23 protein-coding genes are annotated in these 20514 nt (G+C 52.9%); 19 read left to right on the top strand and 4 right to left on the bottom strand.

The genetic code is table 11. The features are described from left to right. Nucleotides 1-11 precede the first annotated feature (11 nt). The 11 genes from R2K28_RS10820 (at nt 12) to pdxJ (ending at nt 9533) form a co-directional block, all read left to right on the top strand. Nucleotides 12-1013 (top strand): MucB/RseB C-terminal domain-containing protein, encoded by a 1002-nt coding sequence (locus R2K28_RS10820; protein ID WP_316364333.1) that lies wholly within the window; start codon nt 12-14, stop codon nt 1011-1013. After that, complete coding sequence (locus R2K28_RS10815; RefSeq protein ID WP_316364332.1) at nt 1006-1491, top strand: SoxR reducing system RseC family protein; 486 nt, start codon at nt 1006-1008, stop codon at nt 1489-1491. The genes R2K28_RS10820 and R2K28_RS10815 overlap by 8 nt, the downstream gene beginning before the upstream one ends. A gap of 79 nt (nt 1492-1570) precedes the next feature. After that, a complete protein-coding gene (locus tag R2K28_RS10810) occupies nt 1571-3007 on the top strand; it encodes a DegQ family serine endoprotease (protein WP_316364331.1) in 1437 nt (478 codons plus the stop codon). After that, nucleotides 3004-3246 carry a glutaredoxin family protein gene (locus tag R2K28_RS10805; RefSeq protein WP_316364330.1) on the top strand — a complete coding sequence of 81 codons (243 nt, stop codon included), beginning with the start codon at nt 3004-3006 and terminating at the stop codon, nt 3244-3246. Before R2K28_RS10810 ends, R2K28_RS10805 begins: the two co-directional genes overlap by 4 nt. 92 nt (nt 3247-3338) lie before the next feature. Further along, entirely contained in the window at nt 3339-5144 is a 1806-nt protein-coding gene (gene lepA / locus R2K28_RS10800; protein ID WP_316364329.1) for a translation elongation factor 4, read from the top strand. Nucleotides 5145-5170: 26 nt separating this feature from the next. Further along, nucleotides 5171-6016, top strand: a complete 846-nt coding sequence (gene lepB, locus R2K28_RS10795; protein WP_116444380.1) for a signal peptidase I — start codon at nt 5171-5173, stop codon at nt 6014-6016. 80 nt (nt 6017-6096) lie between these two features. Continuing rightward, the gene (locus R2K28_RS10790; protein ID WP_316364327.1) at nt 6097-6471 is read left to right on the top strand and encodes a DUF4845 domain-containing protein; all 375 of its coding nucleotides are present in this window, start codon (nt 6097-6099) and stop codon (nt 6469-6471) included. After that, a complete protein-coding gene (gene rnc, locus R2K28_RS10785) occupies nt 6468-7145 on the top strand; it encodes a ribonuclease III (protein ID WP_316364324.1) in 678 nt (225 codons plus the stop codon). Before R2K28_RS10790 ends, rnc begins: the two co-directional genes overlap by 4 nt. After that, entirely contained in the window at nt 7138-8040 is a 903-nt protein-coding gene (era, locus tag R2K28_RS10780; protein WP_316364323.1) for a GTPase Era, read from the top strand. The genes rnc and era overlap by 8 nt, the downstream gene beginning before the upstream one ends. A 7-nt stretch (nt 8041-8047) precedes the next feature. Then, the gene (gene recO / locus R2K28_RS10775) at nt 8048-8749 is read left to right on the top strand and encodes a DNA repair protein RecO (RefSeq protein WP_316364322.1); all 702 of its coding nucleotides are present in this window, start codon (nt 8048-8050) and stop codon (nt 8747-8749) included. A 43-nt stretch (nt 8750-8792) separates the two neighbouring features. After that, nucleotides 8793-9533 carry a pyridoxine 5'-phosphate synthase gene (gene pdxJ / locus R2K28_RS10770; RefSeq protein WP_316369719.1) on the top strand — a complete coding sequence of 247 codons (741 nt, stop codon included), beginning with the start codon at nt 8793-8795 and terminating at the stop codon, nt 9531-9533. 13 nt (nt 9534-9546) lie between these two features. On the opposite strand, the gene R2K28_RS10765 is transcribed toward pdxJ, so the two are convergent. The 3 genes from R2K28_RS10765 to R2K28_RS10755 all read right to left on the bottom strand — a co-directional run bounded on the left by R2K28_RS10765 (nt 9547) and on the right by R2K28_RS10755 (nt 12237). Continuing rightward, nucleotides 9547-10530, bottom strand: a complete 984-nt coding sequence (locus R2K28_RS10765; protein ID WP_316364321.1) for a TIGR00341 family protein — start codon at nt 10528-10530, stop codon at nt 9547-9549. Between the two features lie 367 nt (nt 10531-10897). Next, nucleotides 10898-11737: a methyltransferase gene (locus R2K28_RS10760; RefSeq protein WP_316364320.1), complete on the bottom strand. Its 840-nt coding sequence runs from the start codon at nt 11735-11737 to the stop codon at nt 10898-10900. Nucleotides 11738-11808: 71 nt separating this feature from the next. After that, nucleotides 11809-12237, bottom strand: a complete 429-nt coding sequence (locus R2K28_RS10755; RefSeq protein WP_316364319.1) for a CBS domain-containing protein — start codon at nt 12235-12237, stop codon at nt 11809-11811. 141 nt (nt 12238-12378) lie between these two features. Here R2K28_RS10755 and cysM point away from each other — a divergent pair, with 141 nt between their 5' ends. From cysM to R2K28_RS10720, 7 genes are read left to right on the top strand one after another with little or no spacing between them, the layout of a single operon-like run. Then, a complete protein-coding gene (gene cysM, locus R2K28_RS10750) occupies nt 12379-13272 on the top strand; it encodes a cysteine synthase CysM (RefSeq protein ID WP_316364318.1) in 894 nt (297 codons plus the stop codon). A gap of 1 nt (nt 13273) precedes the next feature. After that, nucleotides 13274-14608 (top strand): 23S rRNA (uracil(1939)-C(5))-methyltransferase RlmD, encoded by a 1335-nt coding sequence (gene rlmD, locus R2K28_RS10745; RefSeq protein WP_316364317.1) that lies wholly within the window; start codon nt 13274-13276, stop codon nt 14606-14608. Between the two features lie 33 nt (nt 14609-14641). After that, entirely contained in the window at nt 14642-15109 is a 468-nt protein-coding gene (locus tag R2K28_RS10740; RefSeq protein WP_316364316.1) for a CYTH domain-containing protein, read from the top strand. A gap of 8 nt (nt 15110-15117) precedes the next feature. Beyond that, nucleotides 15118-16647, top strand: coding sequence for an ABC transporter substrate-binding protein (locus R2K28_RS10735; protein WP_316364315.1), 1530 nt, complete (start codon nt 15118-15120; stop codon nt 16645-16647). After that, nucleotides 16622-17107, top strand: a complete 486-nt coding sequence (locus tag R2K28_RS10730; protein WP_316364314.1) for a L,D-transpeptidase — start codon at nt 16622-16624, stop codon at nt 17105-17107. Before R2K28_RS10735 ends, R2K28_RS10730 begins: the two co-directional genes overlap by 26 nt. A gap of 44 nt (nt 17108-17151) precedes the next feature. Continuing rightward, nucleotides 17152-18036 carry a nickel ABC transporter permease gene (gene nikB / locus R2K28_RS10725; protein ID WP_316369717.1) on the top strand — a complete coding sequence of 295 codons (885 nt, stop codon included), beginning with the start codon at nt 17152-17154 and terminating at the stop codon, nt 18034-18036. Beyond that, on the top strand, nt 18033-18830 hold the full coding sequence (locus R2K28_RS10720; RefSeq protein ID WP_316364313.1) for an ABC transporter permease: 798 nt from the start codon (nt 18033-18035) through the stop codon (nt 18828-18830). The genes nikB and R2K28_RS10720 overlap by 4 nt, the downstream gene beginning before the upstream one ends. On the opposite strand, the gene R2K28_RS10715 is transcribed toward R2K28_RS10720, so the two are convergent. After that, a complete protein-coding gene (locus tag R2K28_RS10715; protein WP_316364312.1) occupies nt 18824-19240 on the bottom strand; it encodes a flagellar basal body-associated FliL family protein in 417 nt (138 codons plus the stop codon). The genes R2K28_RS10720 and R2K28_RS10715 overlap by 7 nt on opposite strands. Before the next feature lie 216 nt (nt 19241-19456). Between R2K28_RS10715 and nagZ the strand changes: the two genes are divergently transcribed. Then, nucleotides 19457-20506, top strand: a complete 1050-nt coding sequence (nagZ, locus tag R2K28_RS10710; protein ID WP_316364311.1) for a beta-N-acetylhexosaminidase — start codon at nt 19457-19459, stop codon at nt 20504-20506. Nucleotides 20507-20514 lie beyond the last annotated feature (8 nt).

The following is a 20514-nucleotide window of genomic DNA, read 5'->3' as shown; positions in this document are numbered from 1 at the left end:
GAGCATACGGAATGAGTTCTGTGGCTGTGATTAATCTTCGCCTTGGTCAGACCTGTATGGTCTTCTGCCTCTTTCTGGCAATTTCCCACGCCGTAGCTGCCGCTGATGACCCTTCGCCGAAGGAGTGGCTCGAACGCATGATGGACGCGGTTCAGAAACTCAACTATCAGGGCACCTTCGTCTATCTGCACGACAACCAGCTCGAGAGTATGAAAATCGCGCATGCGGTGCAGGGCGATCGTGTGAGAGAGAGCCTGATGTCCCTGAATGGTACGCCTCGCGAGGTGATTCGTGATGAGGAGTCAGTGACCTGCGTATTACCAGATTCCAATGAGATTTCAGTCGATAGGCGAACCCCGAGCAGCAAATTCCTGAATATCCTGCCGCAGGACCTCGACCAGCTCGATAAACACTACAGTTTTCAGAATATGGGCAAGACCAGGATAGCCAACCGGGAGGCCCAGGTGGTGTTGATCGTACCCAATGACCGTCTTCGTTATGGCTACCGTTTCGCTCTCGATACCGATAGTGGTCTGCCACTGAAATCCGATCTGCTGAACGAACAAGGGGAGTTGGTCGAACAGACAATGTTCACCGAACTGCAGATAGGTGTTGCGGAAATCAGTGAACTCCATAACCGGGAGTCGCTGTTTACCTACCGATTGAAAAGCCACCCCGATGAGACAAATAAAATCCCCCTGTTGAACCCCAGCAAGTGGAAATTCATCGGCTTACCCAGCGGTTTCAGACTCAGCCTGCAGCATCAACTGACAGATATTCAGGGTAGCGATCCCATCGACCAGTATGTGTTCAGCGACGGCCTGAGTTCACTCTCGGTGTTTGTGGAACCGGAAACCAGGGAAGAGGCATTCAGCGGGGTATCACGCCTTGGCGCCATCAACGCCTGGGGTGGCCAGGTTGATGGCTACCAGGTGACGGCCGTGGGGGAGGTGCCTGCAGTGACTATTCTAGGCATTGTACAAGGTATGCAGCTCAAGCAGGCCGATGATTGAAGAACCTGCCACTGTCATCAGTGTTGATGATGGCTATGCAGTAGTAGAGACACAACAACGTGCAGCCTGCGGTGCCTGCGCCAGTGCCAGCAGCTGTAGCACCTCCGTTCTCAGCGGCCTGTTCAAACGCCGACACAATCGATTGCGAGTCTCCAACCCCATTCATGCCAAACCCGGTGCGCGTGTCATTATCGGGGTGGAGGAGAACGTATTTCTGAAAATCTCATTTCTAGTCTATCTGTTACCGCTCGTATGTATGATCGTTATGGCGATACTGATGCAGGCAGTGGCAACACATTTTATGTGGCTGACAGGGGAACTCCCGCAAGTCGTCGGTGGTCTATTGGGCCTGATTAGCGGATTTTTTCTGCTTAGGTTGTTTGCCGGACAGAATCAGGATCAACCAGGTTATCAAGCAGTCATATTGCGTTCGGCTGACACTGCCAGTGTGGATTTTTCCCGGGAGTATGTCGGTTAATCGCCCATCTGCAAACAACCGAAGTTTTTCGTAACTGATATCGGTGCACTTTCATTGAGTTTCTTCCAGGAGCTGTAGCATGAGACTAATTAATATCCCCGTACGCATCTTTACGGTAGTGATGCTGGGACTCATCCTTACTCTGCCTGTTCAGGCCAGAGAGCTGCCGAACTTTGCAGATTTGGCAGAAGAGAACGCACCCTCTGTGGTGAATATCAGTACCAAGCAGAAGGCCATGAGCCGTAATCTGCAACGTTTCAATATTCCCGAACTGGAAGATCTTCCCGAGGGCAGTCCGTTGGGAGAACTGATGAAGAAGTTTTTTGGAAACCATGGTTTTCAAATGCCTGATGAGGGGCCGGAAAAGCGCTCGTTGGGCTCCGGATTCATCATTTCTGATGATGGCTATATTCTTACCAACAACCATGTTGTGGATGCGGCGGACCAGATCCTGGTGCGCATGAATGACCGCAGAGAGTTTGTCGCCGAGGTGATCGGCAAAGACGAGCGTAGCGATATTGCCCTGATAAAGATCGATGCTGAGAATCTTCCGGTGGTGGAAATAGGGGATTCCAAACAGCTTAGGGTGGGTGAATGGGTATTGGCCATCGGATCGCCCTTTGGTTTCGATCATTCGGTCACCGCAGGGATAGTGAGCGCCAAGGGACGCAATCTTCCAAGTGAGAACTATGTGCCTTTCATCCAGACCGATGTGGCTATCAATCCAGGTAATTCCGGGGGGCCTCTGTTCAATCTCGATGGCAAGGTGGTTGGTATCAACTCGCAAATATACAGCCGTTCGGGCGGCTTTATGGGACTCTCATTCGCCATCCCCATTGAAATGGCAATCGATGTTGCCGAACAACTCAAGACCCGGGGGCGTGTCACCCGTGGTTGGCTTGGGGTATTGATCCAGGATGTGACCAACGATCTAGCCGATGGATTTGGTATGCAGCACCCTCGAGGCGCATTGATTGCACGGGTATTGCCTGACAGTCCTTCCGAACGGGCGGGATTACAGGTAGGCGACGTGATTCTGGAGTTCAACGGAACCCGGATTGCCACTTCTTCGGAGCTGCCGCCGTTGGTAGGCAGTAGTAATGTGGATAAGCCGGCATCGTTGAAGATTCTGCGCAACGGTAAAACCAAGGAGATCAAGGTCAATATTGGAGAACTGCCGGCGGAAGAGGAGATGGAGTTGGCCAGCAACCAGGCGCCGAAGGTCTCGGAAAACCGCCTCGGACTGATGGTCTCATCGGTCAGTCCTCAACTGCGAAAGCAGCTGCGTCTATCCAATCAGCGGGGTGTGGTGGTCGAATCGGTCACCGGACAGGCTGCCCGGGAAGCCGGTATTCAGCAGGGTGACATCATCATGATGATTAACAAGCAAGAGATTGAGGGTGTAGAACATTTTAATAGACTGGTCAAGGAGTTACCTGCGGATAAAACAGTACCTTTACTGGTGCATCGCAACACCGGGCCGATCTTTCTGGCGTTGCGCGTTCCTGAAGAGTGAGCTCACTTCGCTTCTACTACAGAGAGGGCTGCCATCTCTGCGATGACATGCTGCAGGAACTAGAGCGGTTGCAAACGGAGTGGAGGTTTGAGCTTATCGAGGTCGACATCGACCGCTATCCCGCCATACGGGAGAAGTATCACACCCGGATACCCTTGCTGGAAGATCACCAGGGAAGGTGTCTGAGTGAGTATTTTCTCGATCAGGCGACACTTCTAAGCTATTTGCAGGGCGCTTGATTTGCTATCATTGCCCGTTTGCGGCATCAAGCAACGATTGAAACGCCCCGAGAAGGGGCGTTTCTATTTTTCGATAAGATATTCAGGGCGCTATGGCTGATTTGCAACACATTCGTAATTTCTCGATCATTGCCCACATCGATCATGGAAAATCGACCATTGCGGATCGATTTATCCAGACGTGCGGGGGATTGGCTGATCGGGAAATGGCGGATCAGGTGTGTGACTCCATGGACCTGGAGCGTGAACGGGGCATCACCATAAAGGCCCAGAGCGTAACCCTCGATTATCGGGCTGAAAATGGTGAGACCTATCAGCTGAATTTTATCGATACCCCTGGCCACGTGGATTTCTCCTATGAAGTATCCCGTTCCCTCTCTGCCTGCGAGGGGGCGTTACTGGTGGTTGACGTCGCTCAGGGCGTGGAAGCGCAAAGTGTTGCCAACTGCTATACCGCCATCGAGCAGGGATTGGAAGTGCTGCCCGTGCTGAACAAGATCGATCTGCCTTCTGCGGAACCCGAGCGGGTTATCAACGAGATCGAGGAGATTATCGGGCTGGATGCAGAAAATGCGATTCGGGTCAGCGCCAAAACCGGCCTTGGCATCGATCAACTGCTAGAGCAGCTGGTAGCGACCATCCCACCCCCCTCCGGTGATGCAGAGGCACCTTTGCAGGCCCTGATCATCGATTCCTGGTTCGACTCCTATGTGGGTGTGATCTCGCTTATTCGTGTCATGAATGGCGTGATCAGGCCGAAGGACAAGATGCGCATCATGTCCACAGGGCGGGTTTTCCAGGTGGAAAAGGTGGGTGTGTTCACACCAAAGCAACTCGCCAAGGCACAACTTGGAAGCGGCGAGGTAGGATTTGTCATTGCGGGCATCAAGGAGGTCGATGGTGCCCCCGTCGGTGATACCATCACCCTCGAAAATCGCCAGGCAGCGGCTCCATTGCCTGGCTTCGAGGAGATGCACCCTCGGGTTTTCTCCGGTCTCTATCCTGTCAGCTCAGATGATTATGAGTCCTTGCGGGATGCCCTGCAGAAGCTGCGCCTCAATGATGCTGCGTTGCACTATGAGCCGGAGACCTCACAGGCCTTGGGATTTGGCTTCCGCTGTGGATTCCTCGGCATGCTGCATATGGAGATAGTCCAGGAGCGTCTGGAACGGGAATATGATCTCGATCTGATCACCACCGCACCTTCAGTGGTGTACGAGGTGTTGAAAAACAATGATGAACTGATTCATATCGAGAATCCTGCCGCTTTACCCGATCCGAGCATGATTGCAGAGGTTCGCGAACCCGTGATCATTGCAACGATTTTGGTGCCCCAGGACTATTTGGGCAATGTGATCACACTTTGTATTGAAAAGCGTGGTGCGCAGAAGAATATGCAGTATCTTGCAGGTCAGGTTCAGTTGAGTTACGAATTGCCGATGAATGAGGTGGTGCTGGATTTCTTCGACCGACTCAAGTCGGTCAGCCGGGGGTATGCATCGTTTGAATATGAATTCACCCATTTTCAGGCGGCCCCACTGGTGAAGCTGGATGTGCTGATTAATGGCGAACGGGTGGATGCCCTCTCTTTGATCGTACATAAAGATCAGGCTCAGGGACGCGGCCGTGAGCTGACATCGAAAATGAAAGAGATTATTCCGCGACAGATGTTTGAAGTTGCTATCCAGGCGGCAATCGGCAATAAGATCATCGCACGTACCACGGTCAAGGCGCTACGCAAGAATGTAACAGCCAAATGTTATGGGGGCGATATTACACGTAAGCGCAAACTGCTTGAGAAACAGAAAGCGGGGAAAAAGCGCATGAAACAGGTTGGCAAGGTCGAAATACCACAAGATGCCTTTCTTGCTGTGCTGCAGGTAGGTAAGGATAATTAGCTCTTCAGGAGAGGATTCAACAAAAAATGAATTTTGATTTTCCTACATTTCTTGTTGTCGCCAGTGCCCTGACAGGTGGCATTTGGTTATTGGACAGCATCTTTTTGGCACCGAAGCGCCGTCGCTTGGCGACTGATCAAGGTGTGGACACAGATGAAGTGCCAACTGTCAGAAAAGAGCCTCTGATAGTTGAGTACTCTCGTTCTTTCTTTCCTGTGATATTCGCCGTATTGATACTCCGCTCATTTCTGGTGGAACCGTTTCGTATTCCTTCGGGGTCAATGATGCCGACACTGCTGGTCGGTGATTTTATTCTGGTGAATAAATTCAGCTATGGTATCCGCTTGCCCGTGCTGAACAAGAAAATTATAGAACTTGGCGATCCGCAACGGGGTGATCCGGTTGTCTTCCGCTACCCGAAGCAGCCTTGGGTGGACTATATCAAGCGTGTGATCGCTGTGCCTGGAGATACCATCCATTACCGAAACAAGGTCCTGTATGTGAATGGCAAGACCATGTCTCAAACACCTGTTGGTCGTTATACGGGTGTTGGTAGCGGCGTACGCATGACCGGCGCTATCATGGCCGTGGAAGATCTTGATGGGACTGATCACTCGGTGCTGATCAATCCACTCGCGCCAGACCTGCCCATGGGGTGCCGGGTCTTGAGCCAGGGCCCGATAACGATTCCTGAAGGTCACTATTTCGTAATGGGAGATAATCGGGACAACAGTAACGACAGTCGCTGTTGGGGGCTGGTACCTGATGAGAATCTTGTGGGTAAGGCCTTCGGTATTTGGATGAACTGGGACTCGGAAATTGATGCATTCCCACCAATTGCATGGGAACGTATTGGAAAAGGTATTGAATAGTCATTTTTTAAATCAACTTGCTGAATAGTGTGATATCAGCTATTTGTGCGAATTATTCATGAATTATCGAGGTACCTCGAATGCAATCACTACAGAAACAAAAAGGACTCACTGCTATCAGCATACTGGTGATCCTGATCGTAGCGGGTTTTTTAGTCTATGTCGGGATCAAGATCGCACCTGTCTACATCGATCACTATGCGATTAAATCAACCCTCCAAACGGTGAAAAACGAGCCTTTAGCCGCGCGTAAATCGAAACGGGACATTCGCGATATGATTACCAAAAGGCTCTATATAAACAATATCCGTCATGTCAACCGGGATCACATAAAGATAGAACGCGCTGGTAAGACAACTAAAATTAACGTCGCTTACGAGGAGCGTCGCCACATTGCGTTTAACCTCGCTGTGGTAATGACCTTTGCAGAATCTGTTGAGCTAAGCGCCAATTGAAAGCTGATGTCAATAAGCTGTGTCGAGAACTGGGTTACCGTTTCAAAGATCCACAATTGCTAGAACAGGCACTGACTCACCGCAGTGCCGGCGGAAAAAACAACGAGCGTTTGGAATATCTCGGCGATGCGATTCTGGGCTTTATTATTGCCGACGAACTGTACAACCATTTTCGCGATGCAACCGAAGGCCAGTTGAGCAGATTGCGTTCAAGCCTGGTCAAACGCGACACCCTGGCCGAGGTGGCGCGTGACTTCAAGCTTGGCGACTACCTGCATTTGGGGCAGGGTGAACTGCGTAGCGGCGGACAAAGCAGAGACTCGATTCTGGCAGACGGTGTAGAGGCGATCTTCGCCTCGATCTACCTCGATGGGGGTTACGAGGCCTGTCGCGAGGTGATAGAGACAATTTTCCAGCCACGTTTTGGGAAGATGAACCTGGAGCATCATCGCAAGGACCCCAAGACTGAGTTGCAGGAGTATCTACAGGGGAAAAAGGTTGATTTGCCTGGATATGAGATAGTGAATATCAATGGTGACCCCCATAACCAACTCTTTACCGTCGACTGTGTCGTGACCGGCTTGGGAAAGAAAACTACCGGGCAAGGTTCCAGTAGGAGAAAAGCCGAGCAGGATGCCGCGTCGAGAATGCTGGCGCATTTGAAAGATGAGTAAATCTAAAAACCATTGTGGATATGCTGCAATCGTCGGTAGGCCCAATGTTGGCAAGTCGACGCTTCTGAATCGCCTCCTGGGCATCAGACTGGCCATTACTTCGCACAAGGCGCAAACCACTCGACATACGATCCTGGGCATCAACACCCTCCCTGCAGGGCAGGTGATCTATGTGGATACACCAGGCATCCATGCGCGCAGTGACAATGCCATGAACCGCTATCTCAACCGCACCGCCAAAACTGCGCTGGTGGATGTGGATCTACTGATTTTCGTGGTCGAGGCGTTGAGTTGGACCAGTGAGGATGAAAAGGTGTTGGCCTTGATAAAACAGATCGAAACCCCAACCATAATCGCTGTCAACAAGGTCGATCGTATCAAACAGAAAGAACGCTTATTGCCCTATCTCTCTGACATGGCTGAGCGACATTCCTTTGTTGACATTGTTCCGGTGTCGGCTAAAAATGGCAGAAATCTGGATACACTGCAAGAATTGGTGCTGCGGGCACTGCCGGAAGCTGATAACTTCTATCCAGAAGACCAGTTGACCGACAGACCCGAAAAATTCTTCGCGGCTGAGATGATACGGGAACAGATTACCAGGAGATATGCCAAGGAACTGCCCTACGTGGTGTCAGTTGAAATCGAACGTTTTGAGGAGCTGTCAGGGCTGTATCGAATCAATGCGGTGATCTGGGTTGAAAAGTCCGGGCAGAAGGGAATCCTCATCGGTAAAGATGGGCAGGCCCTCAAGGAAGTGGCTGTCCAGGCGAGAAAGGCGATGCAGCAGTTCTTCGCATGCAAGGTTCACTTGGAACTCTGGGTGAAGGTGAAAAAGAGTTGGTCCAGCGATGAGGCAGCATTAGTTCGTTTAGGTTACGGTGAAACTCAGTAGGGTCTTGATGAATGAATTGAGACCGGCATTTGTCATACATCGGAGAGACTATCGTAATACCAGCCTGTTATTAGAGCTCTATCTCGCCGATCAGGGGAGGTTGCCGGCGATAGCCCGCGGTGCCAAATCCGGTCGTTCCACACGTGCGATGTTATTGCAACCATTCTCCCCGTTGCGGGTTTCATTGAGTGGTAGGGGTGAGGTCAAGAGCCTTACCCAGGTAGAGCCGGATGGTCGCCCTTATCGATTGCAGGGAGAGAGGATCTATTGCGGTATCTACCTGAATGAGCTATTAACCCGACTATTGCAGCGAGGGGACCCCAATCCAACCCTGTATGTCAATTATCAATATACACTAGACAGACTTGCCTCCGGGGAGTCACCCGATCAATGTTTACGTGATTTCGAGGTCTGTCTCATAAAGGAATTGGGCTATGGCATGTTGTTGGATCGCACCGCAGATACGGATCAACCGATAGAGTCGGAGCAGACCTATGATTATCATATAGAACATGGCCCTGTGTTGGCCCAAGGTGGCGCTGAATCAGATGCTGGAATTCATGGGCGGACACTGATTTGTCTGCATCGTGGTGAGCGGCTGGATGAGCAGGGGAAGGCAGAAGCAAAACAGTTGATGCGACGGGTCATCAGCTATTATCTGGGGGACAGGCCCCTTAAAAGCAGAGAACTATTTCAATCCTTGAAATAGCCCTGGATTACCTTAAGACCTCTAGATGAAGGTTCTAACTGAGATGAACAAAGACGAGATTTTACTGGGTGTCAATATCGATCATGTTGCGACCTTGCGCCAGGCCCGCGGGACCCGCTATCCGGAACCTGTCCAAGCGGCACTGGTTGCTGAGCAGGCAGGTGCAGATGCCATCACCCTGCATTTACGGGAGGATCGCAGACATATCCAGGATAGGGATGTGGAGATTTTAAACGATATGCTACAAACTCGGATGAATCTTGAGATGGCTGCAACATCGGAGATGGCCGCCATCGCGACTCGATTCAGCCCTCATGATTGCTGTTTGGTGCCGGAAAAGCGTGAAGAGTTGACCACAGAGGGTGGTTTGGATGTGGCCGGCAATCTTGACTATATGACCGACTATTGCGGTGAACTCGATGATGCCGGCATCCGGGTATCACTCTTTATCGATGCTGATCACAAGCAGTTAGAGGCCGCCAGGGAGACCGGTGCGCCTGTGGTTGAAATACATACTGGCCACTATGCCGATGCGGTATCGGACCGAGCCAGACGCGCCGAACTGGAACGGATTATCAAAGCTGTAGAATATGGAAACAGCCTTGGATTACAGGTTAATGCCGGTCATGGGCTTGATTATCACAATGTCAAAGCCGTGGTGGACATCGCTGGCATAACAGAGCTGAATATTGGACATGCCATCATTTGTCGTGCACTTTTCTTTGGTCTGGATCGTGCGGTAAAAGAGATGAAGGCGCTATGCCGTACTATGACTGATGACTAGATTTGTCATTTGATCAGTTAGTGAGTTGTGTGCGCATCACAATTGCCAGGACTACCAGAACCAAGGTAGCAATCCAAACTGCAATGTAGATTCTCATGGCCCGCTTGGCCTTGGTCTTTTCGGCCCAGGTGCGGGGCTGGATTCCCTTGACCAAAAATACCAGTTTGGCAGCCAGATTGACGCACACGATATTGGCCACGAGTAAGAGCGCCGCTCCCATCGCCAAGTCCGCTCGCCAGTGACCCAGGGTCAGGCCAACCGCAGCGGCTGGCGGTAGCAGGGCGACCGCCACCATGACACCGACCAATACACTCGGAAGCCCGGTGGTGAGTGAGAGTGCCGCGGCTGCTCCCGAGGCAAGGGCAAGGGCGAGTGAGTCCATGCCGACCTCTGTACGTGCGAGTAGTTCAGGGCTGCCCAGGCCAAAGGGCCAAAGTACCCCAATGACAAAGGAAAAACCGATAGCGATAACGGTACCTGTGAGTAAGGATTTGAGGGAGTTCTTCATCAGGTGAACATCCCCCAATGCAGTGCCCAAACCAAAAGCAAGATTGGGACCCAATAGGGGGGCAATGACCATTGCGCCGATGATCACCGCAACATTGTCTTTCACCAGGCCGATTGCCGCGACTATGGTGGATAGGATGACGAGAATGACAAAGTTAGTGTCAAGGCGGGCATTTTTATCAACTGCAGCATACATGGCTTCCCGCGTCGAAGTGGCGGAGTCTTCCTCTCTCTCCTGGTCGGTCCTTGCCCTGGGCAGGGTGGCATCAACGGGAAATACGATGATGCGGGCGGTTGATTGAGCGCCAAGAATGTTCTGCAGTGCGTCGAGAACGGGTTGCACGTTCTCATCAGTGACCAGCATACGTATCGGTTGCCTGCCATCCTCTCCCTCCTGCCCAAGCCTGAAATCCCTTGCCTTGTACTTCTCCGCAATAATGGAAATCGTCGGTTGGCTGCTGGCTTTCGCGATAACCTCTATCAGTTTCATTTCTTGTGTTTACTCATATCAAAAGCGAAGAAAATGATTTAACCGCAAATGAACGCGAATTACCGCATAATTTACGCCAATGTGATTGTTTTTTACATACGGCATGCGCGCAACAGGAGATGGCCTGGATTGTCATTTGATGGTTTATTGATCTTTTACCGGTATCTCTATCAGCTCTGTGCAGATAGGCGCCAGGTCTAGTGGGCCAAGCGGGAAGTTCTGTAATTCTCAGAGCCCCGCAAAGGGATCAAGGCAAGGCGCGCTTCGCGGGGAATGGCAGGCCCTTTCCAAGAAGCGCAACGCTGAATTGATCCCTTTGCGGGGCTCCCCATGGGCCAGCCCACAAGCCAAGCTGACCGTGTTGTGCTCACTTGAATTGGCTACGGCCAGTCCTGCGCTCGCACGCCTTGTCACCTTGGCTTGTGGACTGGCTGAGAGTTACAGAACTTCCCGCTTGGCCCACTAGGCCTGTCGAGTTGCGCAAATGCGTGGCGCGTTGTTTCAAAGTGGCCAGGGTCGGGGGGCGCGATAGGCTGCAAAACAGGATCATGTTACTCATATCTGGCACGTCATATATCAAGATCCATGGAAAAGTCTTACGCATCCTGACTAGCACCTCAACCACTTCTGATTTTGATCTTGGCAGCAGATTGACAGCAAACACACCCTGTTTATTTAACCCACGAGCTGCATGCATTATAAAATCTGCGGAGAGATAAGAGCTGGCACTTTCCTGACCGGGATAGACGTCGGATATCAATATGTCAAAATTTTGCTGATTGACCTCGAGATAGTGCTGCGCCGGCATCTGCATGACCCTGTGGCTTGAGGGTATGTGGAAATGTTGTTTGGTGAGCTCAATCAATTTGGCGTCTATCTCGACTGAAACCAACTCCATCTCGGCAAATTGCGACAAAATAAATCTTTCAATCGATCCTGAACCCAAACCCAGGTTGAGGAGTTTATTTGGTCGCTGGGAAAACAGGAGTGAACAAATCAGCCCTTGAATGTAGCTTAGTAGCGGGTAAGCAGGCTCATCCAGCAGCATTACTGATTGAATCGAACCGTCAGCAAAGCGGATCCAGCGTAAGCCGTCATACTCATAAATCTCGTATCCAACTGGATTCACCGCTTGTGCCGTTACTTTTTTTGCGGGAACAGTGAGAAGCTGCTCAATGTTGATGCTGTATTGCACTGTCTTGAGCATGAGTCTCTCTACGGCGATGGGTATTGCGACTCCCTGAGGGAGGATGGGATTATAAAAACTATGTTGATTGGTTATCCATTGATGTAACTAACCAATTGTTCGATGACGAATTGCTGTTCTTCGATAATCGCTTTCACCAGATCGCCGATTGATATAATACCGATAAGCTCGTCATCCTGCATGACCGGCAGGTGACGGATACGTTTTTCTGTCATGATTGCCATGCACTCTTCAGGGGTCTGTCTAGGGTTGATCACTACAACCTGGCTGGTCATGATCTCCTTTACCTGGGTCTCTTTCGATGTGCGGCCCTTGAGAATGATATTGCGGGCATAATCACGCTCGGAAAAGAGCCCTGCGACCTTTTCGTTTTCTATAACGACCAGCGAACCGATACCTTTGTCAGCCATCAATTTCAAGGCATCGAATACTGACGCATTGGGTTCGATAGTTTCTACGCCATGCCCCTTTCGTTGTAAGAGTTGATTCACTGTTTGCATATCTCTGCCTCCTGTGGGTGTTTTTTTAGTTTGTCCCTGATCCCTTACTATCCTGGATTCCCCATAATAATAGATCATCAATCCCATGAAGAGGGAAATCAGTACTGCGTTCAGATGTTGAATCAGGGTAAAATCCCGGTTATGAGATACAAAACCATTGAAGAATTTGTCGGTAATACACCCCTGGTCAGACTACAGCGCCTGCCTGGTGAAAGCAGTAATACCCTGCTGGTAAAGCTGGAGGGGAATAATCCCGCCGGTTCGGTCAAGGATAGGCCTGCAGTCAGCATGATCAGTCATGCTGAGGCACGCGGAGATATCAAGCCCGGTGATACCCTGATCGAAGCCACCAGCGGTAACACGGGGATTGCCCTGGCAATGGCGGCTGCAATCAAGGGTTATCGGTTGATCCTGGTGATGCCGGAGCATATGAGTCTGGAGCGGCGCGCAGTGATGCGGGCATTCGGCGCTGAGTTGGAGCTGACCCCTAAGGAGGGCAGTATGGAGGCTGCCATCGACAAGGCAAGGGCGCTGGAGGCGGCCGGCAGGGGGTTGATTCTGGATCAGTTTTCCAACCAGGATAATCCCCAGGCCCATATAGAGGGCACCGGCCCCGAGATCTGGCGGGATACCAATGGTGAAGTGACTCACTTCGTCAGTGCCATGGGCACCACAGGCACGATAATGGGTACCTCAACCTATCTCAAACAGCAGAATGAAGCGATCGAAATCGTTGGCGTTCAGCCCATGGAGGGTTCAAATATACCTGGAATTCGCCGTTGGCCTGAGGCCTATCTGCCAAAGATCTTCGATGCCTCCAAGGTTGATCGCATTATCGATGTATCTCAGACGGATGCGGAAGAGATCACACGCCAGTTGGCGGCCAAGGAGGGGATTTTCGCCGGCATCTCGTCCGGTGGAGCCGTTGCCGCGGCACTGAAACTATCCACCATGGTGGAGAATGCGGTAATTGTTTCTATCATCTGCGACAGGGGAGACCGCTACCTCTCCACCGACGTTTTCCCCAGCAGCTGAAATGGGGCGTAGACGCAGACGTAAGCCACTCCCAACGGAGCCGGTTGAAGCAGAGATCGAATCCTTGACCCAAGATGGAAAAGGTGTGACCCACATAGAGGGAAAGGCGACCTTTGTGTATGGTTCGCTGCCTGGGGAACGGGTGCGTTTCCTCTATACCCGCCGGCAGCGCAAATACGATGAGGGCAGGGTGGTGGAAGTCATGCAGCCCTCATCACAGCGAGTCGAACCCCGTTGCAGTCAATTCGGTATTTGTGGGGGTTGCAGCCTGCAGCATCAAAAACCGGAGGCCCAGGTAGCGAGCAAGCAACAGGCCATGCTGGATGCCTTGAAGCATATCGGTAAGGTGGCGCCTGATGAGATACTCGCCCCGCTGCTTGGGGAGTCGGTCTGGGGCTATCGCCGCAAGGCCCGCTTGGGAGTGCGTTATGTGCCGAAGAAGGGTGGCACCCTGGTGGGATTTCGCGAACGGGGCTCCTCCTTCGTTGCCGATATCGATGAGTGCCATATCCTGCATCCCCGGGTCGGCGAGCTGTTGCCCCAGCTGAGTGCACTGATCGATCAGTTGTCGATACGTGATCAAATCCCCCAGATCGAAATGGCCATGGGTGATGAGGAGTGCATTCTGATCTTTCGCATGCTCTCGGCGCCCTCTGACGATGATCTTATGAAACTTGCCATATTCGGTCCGCAGCATCGGATAGCCGTCTATCTCCAGGAAGGCGGACCGGAGACCATCCGTCCATTGGATTTTGAACCCACAACCCTCAGCTATGGCCTGTCCGATTTTGATCTGCAACTAGATTTTCTGCCGAATGACTTTACCCAGGTGAATACGGATATCAATCGCCAGATGATAAAGCGGGCGATCGCATTGCTCGGGTTGCAGGCCGAAGACCGGGTGTTGGATCTGTTTTGCGGGCTTGGCAACTTCACCCTGCCGTTGGCGCGTTCTGCCGGGCATGTCACAGGTGTCGAGGGTGATAGCGGGCTGGTCACCCGGGCCAGAGAGAATGCATTACGCAACGGCATCGACAATGTTACCTTCTTTACTGCTAATCTTTACGGGGAATTGGATAATGAACCCTGGCTCATGCAGCAGTTCAATAAGGTGTTGCTTGACCCACCCCGGAGTGGTGCGGTGGAGATACTCGAGCACCTGCCCAAGCTGGGTGCTGAACGTATCGTCTATGTCTCCTGTTATCCGGGAACCCTGGCGCGGGATGCCGGTATACTGGTACATGATCTCGGTTATCGTCTGATGAGTGCTGGTGTGATGGATATGTTCCCGCACACCGCCCATGTGGAGTCTATCGCACTCTTTGAGAAGGGCTGATCCCGCTGTCGATGATTTCAAGGTGAATGATATATGGCTTTAGAAATTGAGCGTAAGTATCTGGTAATCAATGATAAATGGCGTGATAGTGTTGTCAGGGAGTCGGTCATGAAGCAGGGTTACCTGGCCAATGTTCCCAACGCCAGCGTACGCGTCAGGGTGGCGGATAATAAGGCTCGATTGACCATCAAAGGGAGAAGCGAGGGTATCAGCAGAAGTGAGTTTGAATACCCCATACCGCTGCAGGATGCACAGGAGATCCTGAATGGCCTGGTTGCCGGCGCATTGATCGAAAAGGTACGTTATCAGGTCAGGTGCGGTGAGCATGTATGGGATCTGGATGTCTTTGATGGGGCCAATCGTGGCTTGATTGTCGCCGAGGTGGAACTGGGCTCTGAGGAGGAGGCGTTTCAGATGCCGGAATGGGCGGGTGAGGAGGTCTCCTCGGATAGCCGCTACTACAATGCAAGCCTGGTCACTCATCCCTATTGCGATTGGTAGCGGATCAGATGTTGGCATGGCGTCAGCTTACAACCCTGCTGTTGATGCCACTCTTTCTCCATGCCTGCTCCACATCAGAGGTGGATGATTCGATACGCATGGGTCTGGCATCGGCGCCCATTACCCTGGATCCCCGCTATGCCACCGATGCCACGTCAGAACGGATTAACAGGCTCCTCTATCAACGCCTGGTGGGTTTCGATGAGCAGAGTATGCCAGTTCCGGATATCGCCGATTGGCAACGCTTGTCTTCACATCACTATCGCTTTCGTCTGAATCCCAAGGCCGGTCGTTTCTCCCATGGGCCAGCCTTGACTGCTGATGACGTAATCGCGACCTACCAGTCTGTCCTGGATGAAAACAATACATCACCGAAACGTTCGGCACTCACGCTGATCGAGAGCCTATCCAAGGTTGATGAATCGAGCGTCGATTTCAAACTATCGCGGGCAGACCCCCTGTTTCCCGCCTATCTGACCCTGGAAATTCTTCCCGCGGATCTGATCGCCGGCAATCATGACTTCACTCAACAACCGGTAGGCAGCGGTCCTTTCTCCTTGCATGCCTGGCCAGTGGCGGGAAAACTCGTGTTACAGCGAAGAGACGACAAGCAGATGTTTGAGTTCCTGGAGGTGAAAAACCCGACAGTAAGGGTTTTGAAGCTACTCAGGGGTGAGATAGATATGCTGCAGAACGATATCTCGCCGGAACTGATCGGATACCTGGAATCCCAACCGGCGATCCAAATAGCACGTCGCCATGGAAGTAACTTCACCTATATCGGCTTCAATCTCAGGGATCCCCATATCGGAGACTCCAGGGTGCGCCAGGCCATTGCCTATGCCATCGACCGGCAGGCAATCATCGAACATGTCATGCATGGCGCGGCGCGCCAGGCTGAAGCACTCTTGCCGCCTGAGCATTGGGCAGGTGCGGCCTCATTGATGGCGCATGGCCATGATCCCGGGAAGGCAGTCTCGTTACTGACCGAGGCAGGATATGGCGCTGAAAATCCGTTGCGCCTGGTCTACAAGACCTCCAGTGATCCCTATCGAATACGGCTTGCCACAGTGATTCAGAGTCAACTCAAGGCGGTTGGCATCGAGGTTGAGTTGCGAAGCTATGACTGGGGCACGTTTTTTGGTGATATCAAAGGAGGAAACTTCCAGCTCTACAGCCTGAGTTGGGTCGGCATCCGCACCCCGGATATCTTCAGATATATCTTTGCCAGTGACTCACTGCCCCCCGCGGGTGCCAATCGTGGGCGCTATTCCAGCCTGGCAGTCGACCGGTTGCTGCAGCAGGTTGAATCGGCTGGTACCCTGGAGAGGCAGGCGAATCTCTACCATCGGATACAGCAACAAATTCATCAGGATCTGCCCTATGTCCCACTCTGGTATGAGGCGCAGGTGTCGGCGTCGAATCCGAGGATCAGCGGCTATCGATTAATGGCGGATGGCAACTATGACGGACTTGGATTGGTAAGGCTCAGGCAGTCACAGGAAGCAAGAGATGCCCAGATTGCAGCTGCGTATTGATCTCTCCCGGCAACGTTTGGTCTGTTGCGAGGCTGAGCGGGTGGTTAAATCATATCCTGTCTCCACGGCGCTGAACGGCCCAGGCGAGATCTGCGGCAGTGGTTGTACGCCGCGGGGGAAACACCGCATCCGCTTAAAGATCGGAGAGGGCTGTCAGGAGAATACGGTGTTTGTTGCAAGACGCCCCACCGGGGAGTGTTTCAGCGATGCGCTGGCGGCCAGCGAGCCGGAGCGCGACTGGATCCTGACCCGCATTCTATGGCTGACCGGGATTGAAACGGGAAAAAACCGGGGAGGGGATGTGGATAGCTTGCGCAGATTCATCTACATCCACGGTACCCCGGAAGATCAACCGATGGGCATAGTCGCTTCTCACGGTTGTATCAGGATGCGCAACCAGGACCTGATCGATCTGTTCGATCGGGTTGAGAATGGCACCCTGGTGGAGATCGTCGAATAGTGGCCGGGTTCATCTTCTCGCGCCTTCTGAGCGCGCTCCTCGTCATGCTCGGCGTTGTGTGTCTGGTTTTCATGCTCATTCACCTGGTCCCGGGCGATCCCGTGGATGTGATGCTGGGCGAGTCGGCGATAGCGGCGGATCGTGAGGCGCTGCGCACTAGCCTGGGACTGGATCGGCCGCTGGCGGTTCAGTTGAGTGACTACCTGCAAGGGGTCGCGGTATTGGATCTGGGAAATTCACTGCATGCCAGGCAACCCGTGTCAGCGCTGCTGGCCAGCCGCATCCCGGCGACCCTGGAACTGGCCTTTGCGGCGCTCGTCGTCACCCTGGTGATTGCGCTACCTCTGGGTATTCTGGCTGCCGTGAATCGGGGAGGTATGGGGGATTGGGGGGCCATGGGTTTCTCCATGCTGGGTCTTTCGATCCCCAATTTCTGGCTTGGTCCGATGCTTATTCTCTGCTTCTCTTTATGGTTGGGTTGGACGCCGGTAAGCGGTAGAGAAGGTCTAAGCAGCCTGATTCTGCCTGCCCTGACCCTGGGTACGGCCTTTGCCGCGATTCTGGCGCGAATGGTGCGCAGCAGCCTGTTGGAGGTGTTGGGGGAGGATTTCATTCGTACCGCAAGGGCCAAGGGATTGGATGAGACCAGGGTCATCTGGCGCCATGCCATGGGGAACGCCTGGTTGCCGGTGATTACCCTGCTGGGCCTGCAACTTGGGGCTTTGTTGGGAGGGGCTGTGGTTACCGAGGTGGTGTTCGACTGGCCGGGTATCGGTTCCCTGATGATCGAATCCATTCAGAAGCGGGACTACCCGGTGGTACAGGGGTGTGTCTTGTTCATCAGCCTGGCCTATGTGCTGGTCAACACATTGACCGATATCCTGTATGGCCTGGTGGATCCGCGTATCCGCGCTGGCGGCGGCAGATGATTCGACGCTGGTTACCCTATCTGCTGATCTCACTCTGGGGCGTGGCCGCGTTTATCGGACCATGGTTCAATGAGTCTGCCAACCTGATCGATCTGGAAAAGATTCTGCAACCTCCCGCGCCATCCGGCCTGCTGGGATACGATGACCTGGGGCGACCCATCCTCATGCGCCTGGTGGCAGGTGCCCAGACATCCTTTCTTGTGGCAGTTGGCGTGGTGGGCCTCTCCGCCATTGTCGGCACCGCGATCGGCCTGTTGGCCGGCTATCATGGCGGCTGGCTCGATCTCCTGTTGGTGAGAGTGATCGATGTCTTTCTCGCCTTTCCCGGTATCTTGTTGGCGATTGCCCTGGCCGGTGTCATGGGGCCGGGCATAGACAACCTGATCATTGCCCTTTCGGCGGTGGGCTGGGTAGGGTATGCGCGTCTCAGTCGCGGTCAGGTGTTGTCGTTGAGGAATCGGGATCATGTTACGGCGGCAATCGCCCTTGGCAGTTCCCAATGGACAATCCTCACCAGACACCTGCTTCCCTTGTTGCTTGCTCCCTTGATTGTGGAAGCCACATTCGGCATGGCCGGGATGGTCATCGCCGAGGCGGGGCTATCCTTTCTTGGCTTGGGGGTTCAGCCGCCCTACGCCTCCTGGGGAAGCATGATTCGCGACGGCGCCAGCTACATGTTGATGGCGCCGCATATGGTGCTTGCGCCCGGGGTGGCGATTATGCTGGTGGTGTTGTCACTCAATCTGTTGGGGGATCGTCTGCGGGACTATCTGGATATTCGTCTCGGTTACTGAACCAAAAAAGTCGTGAAGAACAGGGCCTTCAGTTCATTCTTCCCACTCAGCTCCTGCATCAGTTTACCGATGGCCGAAAGGGCCTTTTTACGCAGCGCCTCCTTACCACTTGGGGTTTTGATACTCTTTCCATCCTGTTCAGACAGTAGCAGCAGCAAGCTATGGCGGATAGCCGGACCATGTAGATTGAGTTCCTCGAGAAAGAGCTCATCGTTGGTCATCAACTGGACATCGCAGCGAATATACTTTCCCCCACTCGCCAGGTTTGCGGTCAGGGAGGGTTTCACCTGATAGTAGCTGATGACCGGTGTCGCCTCTTCGGTCTCTTCCGCTTCCGCTTCCTCATCCTCTGCGAACAGCGGTGGAGTAACGAGCATCATCAATGCAAGTAGTATCTTGAATGAACGCATGTTTTTACCTACACACAATAGACTGGTTTCCTCTGCACCTATGTTTGCGGCATACTGCCAGAATTATTGAGTCCTGAGGGTCCTGGTTTAGGAGAAATGACAGACATTGTCACGACATAATCTGACTTTGGAGATGCCGATTTACTGCCTATTCCACAGAAATATTTCATCACTGGTTAGTGATCTGCAATCGATCCAGGTTGCAGGAGTGTGTAGATGAGTCTGGGGCCGGTGATGCTGGACCTGGAGGGGACATCCGTTGCGTCGGATGAGGAGCGGCTATTGGCCCATCCTGCGGTAGGAGGCGTGATTCTCTTCTCCCGCAACTACGACTCCCTGGGTCAGCTACAGGCACTCTGCGATCAGATTCACAGCTTAAGAAATCCCCACCTCCTGATTGCTGTGGATCAGGAAGGCGGACGTGTACAGCGTTTCAGAGAGGGGTTTACGTCGCTTCCACCGGCTGCCTGGTATGGTGAGCAGTATCAGAACAACACTCAACAGGGCCTGGAGTCGGCACAACTGGGCGGCTGGGTGATGGCCGCCGAGTTACGTGCCTGTGGCGTGGATTTCAGTTTCGCCCCGGTGCTCGATATAGGTTTTGGCATCAGTGATGTAATCGGTGATAGGGCATTCTCTTCAAAACCCGATATCGTCGCCCGCTTGGCAAAGGCGTGGATGCAGGGTGTCCATCATGCGGGTATGGCGGTCGTGGGTAAACATTTCCCCGGTCATGGTGGCGTGACAGCCGATTCCCACCTGGCCCTGCCAGTGGATCAACGCCGCTTCGAAGATCTTGAGATGGAGGATCTTCGTCCGTTTGAAAACATGATTCATGCCGGTATGGAGGCGATCATGCCGGCGCATGTCATCTACGCGCATATCGACCAACAGCTGGCGGGATTTTCATCATTCTGGCTACAGAGGGTGTTGCGTAGGCAGTTGGGGTTTCAGGGTGTGATCTTCAGCGATGATCTCAATATGGCCGCAGCCCAGGAGGCGGGTGGTTATGGGGATCGCGCTACGGCCGCCTTGTCGGCGGGTTGCGACATGGTCCTGGTATGCAACAATCGACCGGCGGCGATTGAGATATTGGATCGCCTGAAGGAATATGATGACCCGGCCGCCCATGTACGGTTGGTGAGAATGCATGGTCGAAAAAGTCAGACCATGCAGCAACTCCATCTGGATCCCCAATGGAGGCGTGCCGTTAATCGATTGTCAATGGCACCTGAAGAGATTAATCTGGATCTGGGACTGGAATAGACATACAT

Source organism: Candidatus Thiodiazotropha sp. CDECU1 (assembly GCF_963455295.1).
GTDB lineage: Bacteria > Pseudomonadota > Gammaproteobacteria > Chromatiales > Chromatiaceae > Thiodiazotropha.
The sequence above is the reverse complement of the archived record's forward strand: the minus strand, read 5'-3'. Positions and strand labels throughout refer to the sequence as shown.